Origin of the sequence: Micromonospora sp. DT63, from assembly GCF_049841615.1 — a bacterium.
Taxonomy (GTDB): Bacteria; Actinomycetota; Actinomycetes; order Mycobacteriales; family Micromonosporaceae; genus Micromonospora.
The window spans coordinates 46,436-62,242 of the sequence record NZ_JBNCKQ010000009.1 but is presented as its reverse complement, the minus strand read 5'-3'; the positions used below and the strand labels follow the sequence as shown (position 1 = coordinate 62,242).

Sequence of the window (15,807 nt, the reverse complement as noted above, 5' to 3'; positions counted from 1 at the left end):
GTGCTCCGGCTCCCTTCAGGAACGCTGCAGCTCGGCGCCTCGGCAGGTACAGCGGATCTGGAGCTTCTCTGCAGCGCACACGGCGCCGAGGCCAGGCGACGGTCGCCGCTTGGCCGCGCCGGTGTGGGTCGACGGATGTCGCCCGTCCGGGCCCGAGGAGGTCGAGCCGGTAAGGGCACCTGCCACCTCGCGGGCCAGGTCGTCCAGCCGGTACGCGGCACATGCGGTGACCACGGCGTCGAGCGTCGCGCGCTCCCGGGCGAGCCACAGCGCGGGGTGGGACAGGGCCGTCTGGACTGCCGTGTCGAACGGGGACCCGTCCGCCGGTAGATGCCAGGCGAGGAACTCTCCGGACGGCGCCGGGTGCGACGCCGCGCCGATCAGGTGCAGGCCGGCAGCGGCGATCGCCCCTATCCCTTGGCGCAGCAGGTCGTCCGGGTCCTCGATCTCGGCCCGTTCGCGCGCGAAGAGCCGAACCAGCTCGTGCAGCCGGTACCGGGGCTGCTCGCGGCTTCCGGTCGGTACGACGTCGACCAGCCAGGCGTCGACGAGCCGGTCGAGTAGTTGCTCTCCCGCCGTCTCGGACAGGCTCAGCGCGGCAGAGACCGTCCACGAGGCGAAGTCCGGTGCCCCGAGAACTGCCAACAGCCGCAGGGCCGCCTGCGCCGACGGGTCCAGGGTCTGGTAGCTGAGGGCGAAGCTGGCCCGAACCTCCTGGTCCCCAGCGGCGAGCTCGTCCAGCCGACGGCGCTCGTCGGCAAGCCTGCTGGCCAGGACCTCCAGTGGCCAGTTCCGCCGGCCCACCAGCCGGGCCCCGGCCACCCTGATCGCCAGGGGCAGGCCGCCGCAATGCTCGACGATGGCCCGTGTCGCGTCCGGCTCCTGCCGGGTACGGCCGCTGCCCACGATCCGGTCCAGCAGCTCGGCGGCTTCAGCCGTCTCGAGCACGTCGAGTTCGGTCAAACGGATCCCGTCCAGTCCGCCGAGAGCGGTGCGGCAGGTCACCAGCACGGCGCAACCGGGAGCCGCGGGGAGCAACGGTCGGAGCTGACTCTCACTGCCCGCGTCGTCGAGCAGCACGAGTAGGCGCCGGCCGGCGGTACGGGTCCGGTAGAGCTGGACCCGCTCCGCCAGGGTCTCGGGCACCGCCTCGGCGGCGACGTCGAGTGCCCGGAGAAAGCCACCGAGGACGTCAAGAGGTTCGAGCGGAGTGTCGCTGAGGCCGCGCAGGTCTGCGTACAGCTGCCCGTCCGGGTAGTGGTCGCACACCTCGTGACCGACGCGCACCGCCAGCGCCGATTTGCCCACGCCGCCTCTGCCGACGATGACCTCGACCGGCCGGGTGCCGCGGCCGACCGGCGCGGTGATGGTCTGCACGAGCGACTCCACCACGGCACGCCGGCCGGTGAAGTCCACGGGCTGCGGTGGCAGTTGTGCCGGACGGATCGGGGCTGCGCGGGTGCCGTCGGGTTGGTTGGTCGCCGCGGTGCTGGTGATCCGCTGCCGCTGTCCGGGGTATGGCCCTGGCGGCGGCGCCTCGTCCTCGCGCAGCAGCAGCTCGTGGATGTTCCGCAGTTCGGGGCCTGGTTCGATGCCCATCTCCCCGATCAGCAGAGCCCGTGCCTCCCGATAGACCGCCAACGCGTCGGAGCGGCGTCCCATCATGGCCAAGGCCGTCATCAGGTGGCCGCGCAGCCGTTCCCGGTAAGGATGGCTGCCGACCAGGCCGGTCAGCTCGGCGCACGTCTGTTCGACGTGGCCGAGGGCGAGCTCGGTGGCGACCCGTTCCTCGACAGCCGTCAGCCGCAGCTCCTCCAGCCGCAGCACCTCGGCGGAGAGCGCGTGGTGATCGACGTCGTCGAGTGCGACACCTCGCCAGATGTCATCGGCGGCGCGCAGCCTGCGGATGCCCTCGCCGGACCGACCGTGCGCCAGCGCCGCGCGACCCAGCCCCACCAGCCGTTCGAAGACGTCGCGGTCCACTGTCTGAGGGTTGACCTGAAGGAGGTAGCCGGAGGACTGGGTGACGATCGCCGACGCCCCGTCCGGCCCGATCAGTGTCCGGCGCAGTGCCGAGACGTACGTTTGTAGAACGCCGCGGGCGGTGCCCGGGGGTGCGGCACCCCAGACGGCATCGACCAGTTTCGCGGTCGATACCACCCGCCCGTGCTCGACCAACAGTGTGGCGAGCAGGGTTCGTCGTTTGCGTCCGCCGAGCGGTATGAGCCGCCCGTGCCCCAGCACCTCGACCGGCCCAAGCAGACGGAATTCCACGCCAACCTCCCCCGAAGCAGCCGGCAGTAGCCGGGCAGACAGGCTAGGTCCGCAAGGCGCACGGGAGGAGTCCGGCAAGTCGACGGGAGGTGACGTGATTCCGGCAACGTTCGTCCCGAGACCTGAGCCGAGGTTGCGCGAATAGCAAGACGGACGTACGGTTTTGTTGAAGAGCGGAATCGGCGGTAAGTGTCACCTAACCTCGGCGGCACCCCGGCCGGTGCGACAGACTGCTCAGGACTACTCACGGTCGCTGGTGTGAAGGAGTACGACGTGGCGAGCCTCGACACCTTCGGTGCGAAGACCCAGCTACGCGTCGGAGACGCGAGCTACGAGATTTTCAAGATCGACAAGGTGGACGGCCACGAGCGGCTGCCGTACAGCCTGAAGATCCTCTTGGAGAACCTGCTGCGGACCGAGGACGGCGCGAACATCACCGCCGACCACATCGAGCAGCTCGGCGGGTGGGACCCCACCGCCGACCCGAGCGTGGAGATCCAGTTCACCCCGGCGCGGGTGCTCATGCAGGACTTCACAGGCGTGCCCTGCGTGGTCGACCTGGCCACCATGCGCGAGGCCGTACGGGAGCTGGGTGGCGACGCCACCAAGGTCAACCCCCTCGCCCCCGCCGAGCTGGTCATCGACCACTCGGTGATCGCCGACCTGTTCGGCCGCGAGGACGCGTTCGCCCGCAACGTCGAGCTGGAGTACGAGCGCAACAAGGAGCGCTACCAGTTCCTGCGCTGGGGCCAGACCGCGTTCAACGAGTTCAAGGTCGTCCCGCCGGGCACCGGCATCGTGCACCAGGTCAACATCGAGTACCTGGCCCGCACCATCATGGAGCGCAACGGCCAGGCGTACCCGGACACCGTGGTCGGCACCGACTCGCACACCACGATGGTCAACGGCCTGGGTGTGCTGGGTTGGGGCGTCGGCGGCATCGAGGCCGAGGCCGCGATGCTCGGCCAGCCGGTCAGCATGCTGATCCCGCGCGTGGTGGGCTTCAAGCTGTCCGGCGAGATGCCGGCCGGCACCACCGCCACCGACCTGGTGCTGACCATCACCGAGATGCTGCGCAAGCACGGTGTGGTCGGCAAGTTCGTCGAGTTCTACGGCCCCGGCGTGAGCGCCGTGCCGCTGGCCAACCGCGCCACCATCGGCAACATGTCGCCCGAGTACGGCTCCACCGTGGCGATCTTCCCGATCGACTCCGAGACGATCCGCTACCTGGAGCTGACCGGCCGCGACGCCGCGCAGGTCGCGCTCGTCGAGGCGTACGCCAAGGAGCAGGGCCTCTGGCACGACCCGGACGCGGAGCCGGCCTACTCGGAGCGCCTGGAGCTGGACCTGGGCTCCATCGAGCCGTCGCTCGCCGGCCCGAAGCGCCCGCAGGACCGGGTGCCGCTGGGTGCCGCCAAGACGCTGTTCCGCTCGGCGCTCACCGACTACGTCGCCGACGACTCCACCGTCGAGCGTGACCTCAAGCCGGGTGTGCCCCGTGAGGAGCTGCCGCGCGGCGCGAACGGCCCGGCCGACGAGGCCAGCGCCGAGTCCTTCCCGGCCAGCGACCCGCCGGCCAACGACTTCAGCGACCCGGCCGACGAGCCGCGCGACCTGGAGACCGCAGCGGTGGGCGCCGGCGGCCGGGCCACCAACCCGGTCCGGGTCACCGGCGCCGACGGCGTTGAGTACGAGCTGGACCACGGCGCCGTGGTGATCGCCGCCATCACCTCCTGCACCAACACGTCCAACCCGCAGGTGATGATCGGCGCGGCCCTGCTGGCCCGTAACGCCGTGGAGAAGGGCCTGACCCGCAAGCCGTGGGTGAAGACCACCCTGGCCCCGGGCTCCAAGGTCGTCATGGACTACTACGAGCGCGCCGGCCTGACGCCGTACCTGGACAAGCTCGGCTTCAACCTGGTCGGTTACGGCTGCACCACCTGCATCGGCAACTCGGGCCCGCTGCCCGAGGAGGTGTCTGCCGCGGTCAACGAGCACGACCTGTCGGTCGTCTCGGTGCTGTCGGGCAACCGGAACTTCGAGGGCCGGATCAACCCGGACGTCAAGATGAACTACCTGGCGTCCCCGCCGCTGGTGGTGGCGTACGCCCTCGCCGGCACGATGGACATCGACCTGGCCAACGAGCCGATCGGTGAGGACAGCGACGGCAACCCGGTCTTCCTGCGGGAGATCTGGCCGAACAGCGCCGAGATCCAGGACGTCATCGCCCAGGCGATCGGCGCGACCGGGTTCAGCGCCGCGTACGCCGACGTCTTCGCCGGTGACGAGCGGTGGCAGTCGCTGCCCACCCCGACCGGCGACACGTTCGCCTGGGCCAGCGACTCGACCTACGTGCGCAAGCCCCCGTACTTCGAGGGCATGCAGCAGGAGCCGAGCCCAGTCGTCGACATCTCGGGCGCGCGGGTGCTGGCCAAGCTGGGTGACTCGGTGACCACCGACCACATCTCGCCGGCCGGCGCGATCAAGGCCGACTCCCCCGCCGGCACGTACCTCGCCGAGCACGGCGTGCCGCGCCACGAGTTCAACTCGTACGGCTCGCGCCGGGGCAACCACGAGGTGATGATCCGGGGCACGTTCGCCAACATCCGGCTGCGCAACCAGCTGGTCCCCGGGGTGGAGGGCGGCTTCACCGTCAACCACCTCACCGGCGAGCAGACCTCCATCTACGACGCCTCGATGGCCTACCAGGAGGCGGGCATCCCGCTGGTCATCCTGGCCGGCAAGGAGTACGGGTCGGGCTCGTCGCGGGACTGGGCGGCCAAGGGCACCATGCTGCTGGGCGTCCGGGCGGTCATCGCCGAGTCGTACGAGCGGATCCACCGCTCCAACCTGATCGGCATGGGCGTGCTGCCGCTGCAGTTCCCGGTGGACGTCACCGCCGAGTCGCTCGGCCTGACCGGCACCGAGATGTTCACCATCACCGGTGTGACGGCCCTGAACGACGGCGACACCCCGCGCACGGTGACGGTCACGACCGACACCGGCGTGGAGTTCGAGGCAGTGGTGCGGATCGACACCCCGGGTGAGGCGGACTACTACCGCCACGGCGGCATCCTGCAGTACGTGCTGCGCCGCATGATCGCCAACTGACGTACCGACGCGCGCCAGGCTCCTTTCCGCAGAAGCGGAAGGGAGCCTGCGTCGTCTTCCCGCCGCCCCAGCGCGCCAACCACGAGATCTTGGACAGTTTCCGTTCGAGGCGAACGGAAACTGTCCAAGATCTCGGCGTCCCGTGGCTCCATGGCACCGGCCGAACCGGCCCGGGGGGCCTGGACCCGGTTCCTGGTGCGGGGCAGGCGCGGCTGACCCCCACCCGTCCTACCGGGTGAGTTCGTCCGCCCGGTCGAGCAACGCACGGTGCTCGGCGGTCGAACCGGCCATCTGAGCGGCCTCCCGGAACAGCGCGGCGGCCCGCGGCCGGTCACCCTGCCGGGCGACCAGATCGGCCCGCACCGCCACGGCGAGCGGGTTGCCGTCCAACCCTCCCCCGGCCTGCGCCGCGTCGAGCACGCCCAACCCGGCGTGCGGCCCGTACGCGTAGCCGTGCGCGACGGCGCGGTTGAGCGCGACCACCGGCGAGGCCCGGATGTCGGCAAGCGCGTCATAGGCCCGCGCGATCGTCGGCCAGTCGGTGTCGTCGGCGGACGGCGCGGTGGCGTGGCAGGCGGCGATCCGGGCCTGCCACGCGTACGGCCCGTCATCGCGTACCCGGGCAAGGGCGGCCCGGCCCTCGGCGATGGCCGCATGGTCCCACCGCGCCCGATCCTGGCGCTCAAGGGTGAGCAGGTCGCCTGCGGCGTCCCGACGGGCGTCCCGGCGGGAGTGCTGGAACAGCAGCAGCGCCAGCAACGCGGCGACCTCGGACTGCTCCGGCATCAACTCCTCGAGCAGCCGGGCCAGCCGGACCGCCTCGTCGGCGAAGGCCGGCTCGCCGTCGACGACGTAGCCCCGGGTGAACAGCAGGTACAGCACGGCGAGGACGCCGGGCAGCCGTTCGGCCAGCGCCGGCCCGCTCGGCACCCGGTACGGGATCCCGGCCTGCGCGATGCGGGTCCGGGCGCGGGTCAGCCGGCGGGTCATCGTCGACTCGCTGACCAGCAGGAGCCGGGCGATGTCGGCGGTCGGCACCCCGCAGACGGTCCGCAGGGTCAACGCCACCCGCGCCTCGATCGCGAGCGCGGGATGGCAGCAGGTGAAGATGAGCCGCAGCCGGTCGTCCACCACGTCCCTTCCCGCCGGGGTCTCGGGCCACGCGTCGTCCGGCGCGAGCACCGCCAGTTCGTGCAGCTTGCGGCGCTCGACGGCGGTCCGGCGCAGCACATCGATCGCCCGGTTGCGGGCGACGGTCAGCAGCCAGCCGCCCGGGTTCCCCGGCACGCCGTCGCCGGGCCAGCGTTCCAGCGCGACAGTGAGCGCCTCCTGCGCGCAGTCCTCGGCCAACGCCCAGTCCCCGGTCAGTCGGATCAGGGTCGCGACGATCCGGGGGTACGCGTCCGCGCCGGCGGCCGCGACGGCCTGCGCCGCCGCGGCCGCGCCGACGCTGTCGGGCGCACCGGTGGTGGTGTCGGTGCGGCTCATCCGATCAGGCGGACAGGTCCGCGTACGGGCGCAGTTCGAGCCGCCCCTCCCGCGCCATCGGGTGGGTGCGCGCCACCTCGATCGCCTCGTCGAGGTCGGCGCAGTCGAGCAGGTCGAAGCCCACGATGACCTCAGTGGTCTCGGCGAACGGCCCCTCGGAGACGAGCAGCTCGCCGTCGCGGACGCGGACCATGGTGGCGGCGCTGGTCGGCGCCAGCACGTTGCCGGTGAGGCGTCGGCCACGGGAGTCGTTCTCCGCCACCCACTTGTGGATGTCGGGCAGCTCGGTCGGGTCCGTGTCCGGTGCGGTGTCGGTGCAGACGAACATCATGAACTTCATCTGGCGCTCCCTCGTGTGTCCGGGTGTCGCCAGCATGACGAACGGGCGCAGCCGTTCCGGACAGCCTCCCGAAAAAACTCCGTCAGTCCGTGCCGGCAGCCCGCCGGCGGGCCTCGCGGGTCTTCATGGCGTGCTCCATGAGGGTCACGAGCACCTCCTTGCTGGATTCGCGCTGACGGGCGTCGCAGAGCAGCACCGGCACGCCCGGGTCCAGGTTCAGCGCGGTCTGCACCTCGTCGAGCCGGTACTTGCGGGCACCCTCGAAGCAGTTCACCGCCACGACGAACGGGGTGCCCCGGCCCTCGAAGTAGTCGATCGACGGGAAGCAGTCGGCCAGTCGGCGCGTGTCGGCCAGCACCACCGCGCCGATCGCGCCCAGCGCCAGCTCGTCCCAGACGAACCAGAACCGGTCCTGCCCGGGTGTGCCGAACAGGTAGAGCACCAGGTCGTCGCTGATGGTGATCCGACCGAAGTCCATCGCCACGGTGGTGGTGGTCTTACCCTCCACCCCGGACAGGTCGTCGATGCCGACGCCGGTCTCGGTCAGCACCTCCTCGGTGCGCAACGGCCGGGTCTCGCTCACCGCGCCGACCATTGTGGTCTTGCCCACGCCGAAGCCACCGGCGACCAGGATCTTGATCGCGGTGGGCAGTGGCGTCGCTCCCGCCGGCCGGTCAGAGTGCCCGTAGTCCATTGATTACCGCCTCGAAGATGCTGTTGTCGGGAAGACCGGCCGTGGTCTGGGGTTCGCGTACCTGCACGAGGTTGCGGGCCGCCAGGTCGCCGAGGAGCACCCGGATGGTCCCCACCGGAAGGTCGAGGTGGGCGGCGATCTCGGCGACGGACTGTATTCGCTGGCACAGGCCGACGATCGCCAGGTGCTCGGGACCGAGACCCACCTCCGGCGTCACGTCGGCTCGGGTCGCAGTGACCAGGGAGATCAGGTCGAACGTGCCGGTGACCGGGCGGGCACGCCCGCGTGTCACCGCGTACGGGCGCACCACCGGGCCCGCATGGTCATCCACCCACTGATGCTCTGCGGACTCCCCCTGCACCGTCATGGCCGTTACCTCTCGCCAGCCGACTGTTCGGCGCCCCGCGACGGGGAGGCCACGTACTTGCCGACCCGGGTGACGAGCATCGCCATCTCGTACGCGATGAGACCGACGTCGGCGTCCTCGCTGGCGAGAACCGCCAGGCAGGCGTTGCGGCCGGCGGCCGTGACGAACAGGAACGACGACTGCATCTCGATGATGGTCTGCTGCACCTGCCCGCCGCCGAAGCGCTTGCCGGCACCCCGGGCCAGGCTCTGGATACCGGCCGCCATCGCCGCGAGGTGCTCACCGTCGTCGCGGCTCAACCCCTGCGAGGAAGCCATCAACAGCCCGTCGGTGGAGAGCGCGACCGCATGCTCGGCCTGCTTCACCCGGCCCACCAGATCATCCAGCAACCACGTCAGGTCGGCACTCGAAGCCGTCTTCTGGGCCACTTCGTCGTCCTCTTCTCGCCCGGCAGTTGCGCCGTATTCGTCTTGGGCTTGACCGTCACACCGCGCGGGAACCCGCAGCACCGGTGCTCGGTCAGGTGGCTTGTGGTTCCTCGTCGGTCGGCTCGGGCGTGCCGCTCGCCGAGGCGTCGGACGCGCCACCGAGCAGTCGCGCCGCGTCGGTCCGACCGCGCCGGGTGCCGGTCTGATACGAGCTCATCATCCGGCGTACCTGCTCCGGCGGCCGTGCCACGTCCTCCTCGTCGGACTCGGTTGCCGCCGGGTCGTCGCGCAGCTCGGGAACGATGTTCGCCTGGCGGACGCGGACCGGCAGGCCCGAGTCGGTCCGGTCCGTCTCGGCGGGCGCCGGGGTCGGCCCGCCGTCGCCGGCCGGCTCGCTGCCGCCGCCGCTCGGGCCGACCCGGTCCACCGCGGGAAGGCCGGTGGGCACCGTCGGGCCCTCCAGGGCGGGCTGGCCGAGGCCACGCCGGGCCCGGGTGGGCAGCTCCGCCGCCGGGGCGCCCAGGGTCGTCCGCTGCCGGGTGGGGAGTACGACCTCGCTGTCGGTCCCGTCCACCTGCTGCTCGGTCGGGGTGCTGCTCTCGGGCAGCACCGGGGCGAGGGGGGTCACCGGCGTTGCCGGGCCCGGAGCGCTCGTGTCCGTCGCCGCGGCGGCCACCGCGACCGACGAGAGGCTGGCGGAACGGCCGCCGTCGGCGGGACCGGCGGCGGACGGCCCCGACGGCAAGGCGATGGCAGTCGGCCCGGCGGGAAGAGCGCCGGAGTCCTCCGGGTCGGTCCCGTTCGCGGTGACCAGCTCCAACGGAATGAGCACGACCGCGGTCGTGCCGCCGTACGCCGATTCCTTGAGCCGGACCCGTACGCCGTGCCGCTCGGTCAGCCGGCTCACCACGTAGAGGCCGAGCCGGGCGGCGTTGGCGAGGTTCAGCTCGGACTGGTCGACGATGCGGTGGTTCGCCGCGGCCAGGTCCTCCTCGCTCATGCCGAGGCCCCGGTCCTCGATCTCGATGGCGAACCCGTTGGCCACGAGCTGGCCACGGACCTCGACTGTGGTGTGCGGCGGTGAGAACGACAGGCCGTTCTCGATCAGCTCGGCGAGCAGGTGGATGATGTCGCCGACCGCGCGGCCGGCGAGTGAGACGGGCCCGAGCGGCAGCACGTTGACCCGGGTGTAGTCCTCCACCTCGGCGACCGCGCCGCGCACCACGTCCACCATGGGGACGTTGCGCCGCCACGCCCGGCCCGGGGTGGAGCCGGACAGCACGATCAGGTTCTCCGCGTTACGCCGCATCCGCGTGGCCAGGTGGTCGACCCGGAACAGGTCCTCCAACTCCTCCGCGTCGTGCTCACGGCGCTCCATGGCGTCGAGCAGGGTGAGCTGGCGGTGCACCAGGGCCTGCGTACGCCGGGCCAGGCTGAGGAACACGTCGCGGACGTTGCGGCGCAGCTCGGCCTGCTCGACAGCGGTGCTCAGGGCGGTCTCCTGGACGGCGTTGAACGCCTTGCCGACCTGGCCGATCTCGTCGGTGCCGAACTCCAGCGGGGGCGCCTCGGTGGCGACGTCGACCTCCTCGCCGCGACCGAGCCGCTCGACCACCCGCGGCAGCCGCTCGTCGGCGAGCTGCCAGGCGGCCTGGCGCAGCCGTTCGAGCTGGCGCAGGAGGGTCCGGGCCGTGGTGATGGAGACGACGACCGAGGCGATGACGGCGAGCAGGCCCAGGCCGGTGGCGAGCACCAGCCGGACGACCACCATCACGGCCACGCCGGTGGCCCGGCCGACGATGCCCTCGCCGCCGTCGGTGACCGCGTCGTTCACCTCGGCCAGCGCCGGCTCGACGGTGCCGCGCCACTGCTCGGCGCTGACCGGCAGCTGGGTGGCCGGCCGGCCCTCGCGGATGATGCTGTCCTGCACGGCGCGCAGCCGGGTGAACGCCTCGCCCCCGACGAGCTGCCGGTAACGGCGCTCGTCGGCGTCGGCGAGCCGGGTCCGGGTCTCCTCGCCGAGGAAGCGTTCGGCACCGACCAGGCTGACGTAGCGGGCGTACTCCGGGCCACTCATCCGGCCGTTGCCGAAGAGGCCGCTGAGCAGCGCGTCCTCCTGGGAGATCAGCTCCTTCATCCGGTTGAGCTGGATCAGGGCCGCCGCGTCGGCGGCGATCTCCTTGTCGTCCAGGCCGCCGGTGACGTCGTAGATCCGGAAGATCGATCCGATGGCGCCGGTGTAGGCGTCGGCGGCGGAGATCCGGTCCACCTTGCGGGCGAGCACGTCGGCGCGGGTCTGCTTCAGGCCGTCGATCTGCACGATCGTGGCGTCCAGCTGGGCGTCGAGCGCCGAGCTGCCGGCCACGTCGACCTGCCAGTTGCGGACCGAGTCGGCGAAGTCCTCGGCCAACTGCGCGGCCTTGCGCTGCTCGGCCTCCAGCGTCGCGCGCTGCTCGGCGTCGGGGTTGCTCAGGTACGCCTGGGTCAGCCGCCGCTCCAACTGGAGCTCCTGCAGCAGCGGCTCACTGGGCGTGTAGACCTTGCTGTTGAGCAGCTGGACACCGAGCAGGTTGAAGCCGTCCCGCAGGGTCACCCATGCCGCGAACATCCAGAGCGCGACCAGGGAGAGCAGCAGGGCGACAACCTTGGTGCGGATACTCGTACCGCGAGAACGCATTGAACCGTCCCAGGCCGGGGTTGACTCAGCTCATCAACGGGTGATCATGAAAGACGACGTCCCGCCACAGCGGGGCGTACGGGGCTGAGGCTCTGCGTACGCTAGCAGTGTCCACACAACCCCTCAAGTTGTTGTTTTTGTTGCCGGGTAACCACAATCCACCACCGAACGGTCGGCATCCGCCAGATGGACGGACGCCAGACGGCAGGCTGCGAGCACCGCCGCGCGGACGATCGCAGTAGGACAGTACAGCTCCTTGCCGTACCACAGTGGACGGTCGGTCCGGCCGGACGGCAGGTGCAGGTAGGCGTGGCCGCGCGCCACCGCGTCGTCGACCCGGGGCGCCCCGGTCGGTGCGGCCAGCAGCACCTGCAGGGCGTACGCGGTCTCCTCGACCGTGCCGCCCCACCGCCCCCACGAGCCGTCGGCGCGTTGACTGTCCAGCACCCAGCGGGCCGCCCGGTCCACCGCCTCGGCCGCCACGCCGCCTCTACCGAACTCCGCCAGCGCCAGCACGCAGCAGGCCGTGGCGTAGTACGGCGAGGCGTGCCACCGGTCCTGCCACGGGCCGTCGGCGAGCTGGTGTGCGGGCAGCACGGCGCTGAGCCGCTCGACCGTCCGGTGGTAGCGCGGGTCCGCGCCGGGGTACGCGGCCACGTGCTGGCCGAACGCGTCCAGCACGTGCGCGTTGGTGGTGACCGAGAAGCCGTCCTCGCTCCCCGGCCAGGTGCAGAAACCGTCCGCCGTCTCGTACGCCCAGAGGCTGGCCGGGTCGGCGGGGTGGCCGAGTCGGGCGAGCGCGTCGAGCGTGACCGATGTGGTGTCGGCGTCGGTCGGCAGGCCCTCGCCGGTGGCGACGCCCTCGGCGGCGGTGGCGGTGGCCAGGGTGCGCAGCACGGTGGCCGGCGGGTTGACCGCGACACCGGCGCGACGCAGCCCGCTGAGCACCCAGGCCCGCTCGAACACGGTGATCGGGGTCGGACAGGGCACCGGTCCGTCACCCTCGCGGATCAGCTGCCGCAGGAAGGCGTGCGCGGCGGGGCCGGCGTCCGGGCCGGCGGCGGTCAGCCAGGCGGCGGTCGCCGCCGGCGAGGCGCCGACGGCGGTGAGGGTCGGCCCGGCGTCGGCAGGTGTCGCGTCCAGCAGCTCGTAGAAGTGGGCCAGCTTGGTCGGCAGCGGCGCCCCGGCGGCCACCGCGGCCCGCACCGCGCGCAACCGGTCCGGGCCGAGCCCCGGTGGCAGGCTCAGCGGCGGGTGGGGCAGCCGGTCGGCGGTCGCCCGGTCCAGCCGGGTCAGCCGGTCGTTGATCGACTCGACGAGCGCCGGGACGATGAGGTCCAGCGCCGGGGTGTCCGGCAACGCCCGCGCGTGCGTGGTGAGCAGTCGGCCGGCGAGCGCGGCCAGCCCGCGCGCCACCGGGGCGAGCAGGTCCGTCCCGGACCATCCGCCGTCGGCCAGCGCGGCGAGCAGAGCGTCGGTGGCGCTGAGCGTGGGCACCAGGGCGTACCCCTCGGGTGGGCCCCACGCGCCGTCCGGGCGCTGCTCGCGCAGCAGGAACCCGATCCGCTGGTGGTGCCCCGGCAGCCAGGGCGCACCGGCAACGAGCCGACCGCTCTCGTACACCGAGGGGGCGACCTGCCCCCACTGTCGCAGCGCGAGGCCGGCGATCAGCTCGCGCGCGGCGTCGGTGGCCGGCTCGACCAGTACGCGCGGGGAGCCCTCACTCATCGCGCGCCCCCCAGAAGTCCGACAGCTGGTAGAAGCCACCCGTGAAGGAGATCTGCCGGTGCAGGTAGTCCGCCTGGCGGGGGCAGCGTTCGGCGAGGGCGGCCAGGTCGCCGCGGGACCGGGTGGTCAGCTCGGCGAGCCGGGTGTGCACCCGCGCCGGGTCGTCGACCAGCAGCAGGGCGTTCAGGTCGCCCCACTCGGCGTCCCGCCCGTGCGTGGCGAGGTCGTTCACCAGTCGCAGCACCCGCTGCACGCCACGTCCGGCGTCCAGCAGGTCGGTCAACTGGGCGAGGGTCCGCTCGTCGCCGGTGGCGATCCAGTGCGTGACGTTGACGAAGGAGCAGGCGAGGTTGTCCGCGTTGTCCAGATAGCGGTCCAGGTCCGGCAGGCGCCGCCCGGTGGTCGGGTCGGTCGGCAGGTTCTTCCAGTCCCACTCGCGCGACACGGCGGCGAGCATCCGCGCCAGCTCGTCGCGCCAGATCGGGCGCAGCCGGCCGAACGCCGGGACGGTCGTCAACTCGTCGCGCAGGTCGGCCAGCAGCCGCGCCAGGTGCCGGCCCGGCGGCGGCGCGGCTCCGTCGGCCACCGCCAGGCAGTCGGTCACGATCGCCCGGACGTCGTCGGCGGACCGGGCCAGGTAGTCGACCTGCCAGTCGGCGGCGAAGACCCAGAGCAGGGTACGGGTGGTGATCCGCAGTTCGGCGGCGGTGTGCCACGGCGCGGTGAACGCGATAGCGGTGGCCACCGAGCTGAGCAGCGCGGCGTCGAACGGCGCGGCGTCGAAGAGTTCGGGGTGGGCAGCGGTGACGCCCTGCAGGTCGCGGACGCCACGGACGGCGAGCGCGCACACCCGGCCCTGCTCGGCTACCGCGTCGGGCCCGGCCTGCACCGGCCACGGCGCCCCGGTCACGACGCGACCGGCCGCTCGACCGGAGTGAGGATCAGCTCGGCCCGCTGCTTGGGTTGCAGCGAGGCACCGAGCCGGGGTGTCAGGCCGACGGGCTCGCGCAGTCGGAAGCGGTAACGGCTCAGCACGGTGCTGACGATGAGCTGGGCCTCCAGCAGGAACAGGTACTGACCGAGGCACTGGTGCGGGCCACCGCCGAACGGGAAGTACGAGTAGCGGTAGCGCCGCCGGGGCTTCTCCGGCGCGAAGCGCTCCGGGTCGAACAGCGTCGGGTCGTCCCAGAACGTCGACATCCGCTGGGTGACGTACGGGCTGACCAGTACGGTGCCACCGGCCTTGATCCGCACACCGCCCAGCACGTCGTCGCGCACCGCGGTGCGGGGGATCATCCAGCCGGCCGGGTAGAGCCGCAGCATCTCGTCGAGCACCATGCGGCCGTAGCGCAGCTGCGGCAGGTGCTCGCGGCCGACCCGTTCCGCGCCGACGACCTGCTCGATCTCGTCGGTCATCCGCTCGGCCACGTCGGGTCGGGAGGCCAGCACGGGCCACAGCCAGGAGAGCAGGGCGATGGTGGTCTCGGTGGCGGTGGAGAACATCGCGACCACGTCGCCGCGGATCGCGTACTCGTCGGGTTCGCTGCCGTCGGCGCGCGGTCGACAGAGGGTGGAGATGATGTCGTCGCCGTCGGTGGGCCGGGCCCGGGCCTCCCGGATGATCGGCAGCACCACCTCGTCGATGGTCCGCACGGCCTCGGCGAAGCGTCGGTCGCCGGGCATCGGCACCGCGTACGGCACGAAGGGCACCAGCAGGCGCGGAAGCATCGCGGTGGTGACGGTGTCCAGCGCGGCGCTGATCCGCAGCGCGTCCGGCACCGAGATGCGGTCGGCGAAGAGGACCCGCATGGTGGTCCGCAGCACGATCCGGGTCAGCTCGCCGCCGCCGTCGATCGGGCGGCCGTCGCGGGCGGGTTCGAGCCACTCGTCGACGGCCTCGTTGATCGCCTCGGCCATCCGGTCCACGAGCGTCTCGGCCCGCTTCGCGGTGAACAGCGGTTGCAGCGCGCCGCGGCTGGACTCCCAGATCTCGCCCTCGGCGACCAGGATGGCGTCGCCGACGATCCGGCGGACCGGACGCCACAACAGGCCGTCGCCGTCGCGGGTGTAGTTGGCAACGTTGTCCCTCAGGACGCGTTGCAGGTGCTCCGGGTGACTGACGAGGTAGGGGCGGAACGAGCCGAGGTTCAGCCGGACGACCTCACCGCCGGCGGCGTCCGCGAAGCCGACCAGCGCGCCGAGCGGGTCGCGGATCAGCGCGGGCAGGGCGCGACGGAGCGGAATCTTCCGGGGTTCGGTGCTGACGGGGGCGGGGCCGGCATCGGACACCTGGGACATGCAACGTCTCCTCGTCGTTCCGCCGGCCTGGGTTGTCCACTTCGGCCGGACGGGACTGTGGAACTTTCACCTTCTGGGCGACGGAAGCATCTCACCAAATCGGGGGCACCTCTAGACCTGTGACCGGTGAGATTCCACCGACGCGCCCGATGAACATCGATGTCCATGGCGGGCTCGGGTCCTGAGTGGATTGTCAGGATGTGGCACCGGTGCAGGTCGCACCCGTACCGGTTGGGGTCGCGGACACCGGAGGGCCCGCGGGACGGCGGGCCCGGGGGCCGCACGCCCAGCGGAGCCACCCACCGGGTCGCACCCGTGCGATCCCAGAGGGCGGGCGGCGCGTGTGAGCCAGGACGCACCGGTACCTGCGAATCCGGGCGATGCCGGGCACCCTGTGCCAGG

General features: G+C 72.1%; 11 protein-coding genes. 1 reads left to right on the top strand and 10 read right to left on the bottom strand.

All coding sequences use genetic code 11. The features are described 5' to 3' along the window. Positions 1-15: 15 nt before the first annotated feature. Positions 16-2,274, bottom strand: coding sequence for an AfsR/SARP family transcriptional regulator (locus tag ACLQ27_RS27650; RefSeq protein WP_425869402.1), 2,259 nt, complete (start codon positions 2,272-2,274; stop codon positions 16-18). A 258-nt stretch (positions 2,275-2,532) separates the two neighbouring features. Between ACLQ27_RS27650 and ACLQ27_RS27645 the strand changes: the two genes are divergently transcribed. Further along, on the top strand, positions 2,533-5,385 hold the full coding sequence (locus ACLQ27_RS27645; RefSeq protein ID WP_234588223.1) for an aconitate hydratase: 2,853 nt from the start codon (positions 2,533-2,535) through the stop codon (positions 5,383-5,385). Positions 5,386-5,613: 228 nt separating this feature from the next. Here ACLQ27_RS27645 and ACLQ27_RS27640 read toward each other — a convergent pair whose 3' ends face one another. From ACLQ27_RS27640 to ACLQ27_RS27600, 9 genes are all read right to left on the bottom strand, one after another. Further along, positions 5,614-6,873, bottom strand: a complete 1,260-nt coding sequence (locus tag ACLQ27_RS27640) for an RNA polymerase sigma factor (protein WP_425869400.1) — start codon at positions 6,871-6,873, stop codon at positions 5,614-5,616. A 4-nt stretch (positions 6,874-6,877) separates the two neighbouring features. Continuing rightward, the gene (locus tag ACLQ27_RS27635) at positions 6,878-7,213 is read right to left on the bottom strand and encodes a YciI family protein (protein WP_234588219.1); all 336 of its coding nucleotides are present in this window, start codon (positions 7,211-7,213) and stop codon (positions 6,878-6,880) included. An 82-nt stretch (positions 7,214-7,295) separates the two neighbouring features. Next, on the bottom strand, positions 7,296-7,907 hold the full coding sequence (locus ACLQ27_RS27630) for a GTP-binding protein (RefSeq protein WP_234588218.1): 612 nt from the start codon (positions 7,905-7,907) through the stop codon (positions 7,296-7,298). Continuing rightward, on the bottom strand, positions 7,888-8,274 hold the full coding sequence (locus tag ACLQ27_RS27625) for a DUF742 domain-containing protein (RefSeq protein WP_007462630.1): 387 nt from the start codon (positions 8,272-8,274) through the stop codon (positions 7,888-7,890). Before ACLQ27_RS27625 ends, ACLQ27_RS27630 begins: the two co-directional genes overlap by 20 nt. A 5-nt stretch (positions 8,275-8,279) precedes the next feature. Further along, a complete protein-coding gene (locus ACLQ27_RS27620; RefSeq protein WP_234588217.1) occupies positions 8,280-8,702 on the bottom strand; it encodes a roadblock/LC7 domain-containing protein in 423 nt (140 codons plus the stop codon). A 91-nt stretch (positions 8,703-8,793) separates the two neighbouring features. After that, the gene (locus ACLQ27_RS27615; RefSeq protein ID WP_425869397.1) at positions 8,794-11,379 is read right to left on the bottom strand and encodes a nitrate- and nitrite sensing domain-containing protein; all 2,586 of its coding nucleotides are present in this window, start codon (positions 11,377-11,379) and stop codon (positions 8,794-8,796) included. A gap of 123 nt (positions 11,380-11,502) precedes the next feature. After that, positions 11,503-13,107: a prenyltransferase/squalene oxidase repeat-containing protein gene (locus ACLQ27_RS27610; RefSeq protein ID WP_357576117.1), complete on the bottom strand. Its 1,605-nt coding sequence runs from the start codon at positions 13,105-13,107 to the stop codon at positions 11,503-11,505. Then, positions 13,100-14,017, bottom strand: coding sequence for a terpene synthase family protein (locus tag ACLQ27_RS27605; RefSeq protein WP_357498917.1), 918 nt, complete (start codon positions 14,015-14,017; stop codon positions 13,100-13,102). Before ACLQ27_RS27605 ends, ACLQ27_RS27610 begins: the two co-directional genes overlap by 8 nt. Continuing rightward, positions 14,014-15,351, bottom strand: a complete 1,338-nt coding sequence (locus tag ACLQ27_RS27600; protein ID WP_357498941.1) for a cytochrome P450 — start codon at positions 15,349-15,351, stop codon at positions 14,014-14,016. The genes ACLQ27_RS27605 and ACLQ27_RS27600 overlap by 4 nt, the downstream gene beginning before the upstream one ends. Positions 15,352-15,807: the final 456 nt, after the last annotated feature.

Coding starts and splice junctions, on each gene's coding strand:
- ACLQ27_RS27640 (WP_425869400.1), bottom strand. CDS start 6,873: ATGAGCCGCACCGACACCACCACCGGTGCGCCCGACAGCGTCGGCGCG.
- ACLQ27_RS27635 (WP_234588219.1), bottom strand. CDS start 7,213: ATGAAGTTCATGATGTTCGTCTGCACCGACACCGCACCGGACACGGAC.
- ACLQ27_RS27630 (WP_234588218.1), bottom strand. CDS start 7,907: ATGGACTACGGGCACTCTGACCGGCCGGCGGGAGCGACGCCACTGCCC.
- ACLQ27_RS27625 (WP_007462630.1), bottom strand. CDS start 8,274: ATGACGGTGCAGGGGGAGTCCGCAGAGCATCAGTGGGTGGATGACCAT.
- ACLQ27_RS27615 (WP_425869397.1), bottom strand. CDS start 11,379: ATGCGTTCTCGCGGTACGAGTATCCGCACCAAGGTTGTCGCCCTGCTG.
- ACLQ27_RS27610 (WP_357576117.1), bottom strand. CDS start 13,107: ATGAGTGAGGGCTCCCCGCGCGTACTGGTCGAGCCGGCCACCGACGCC.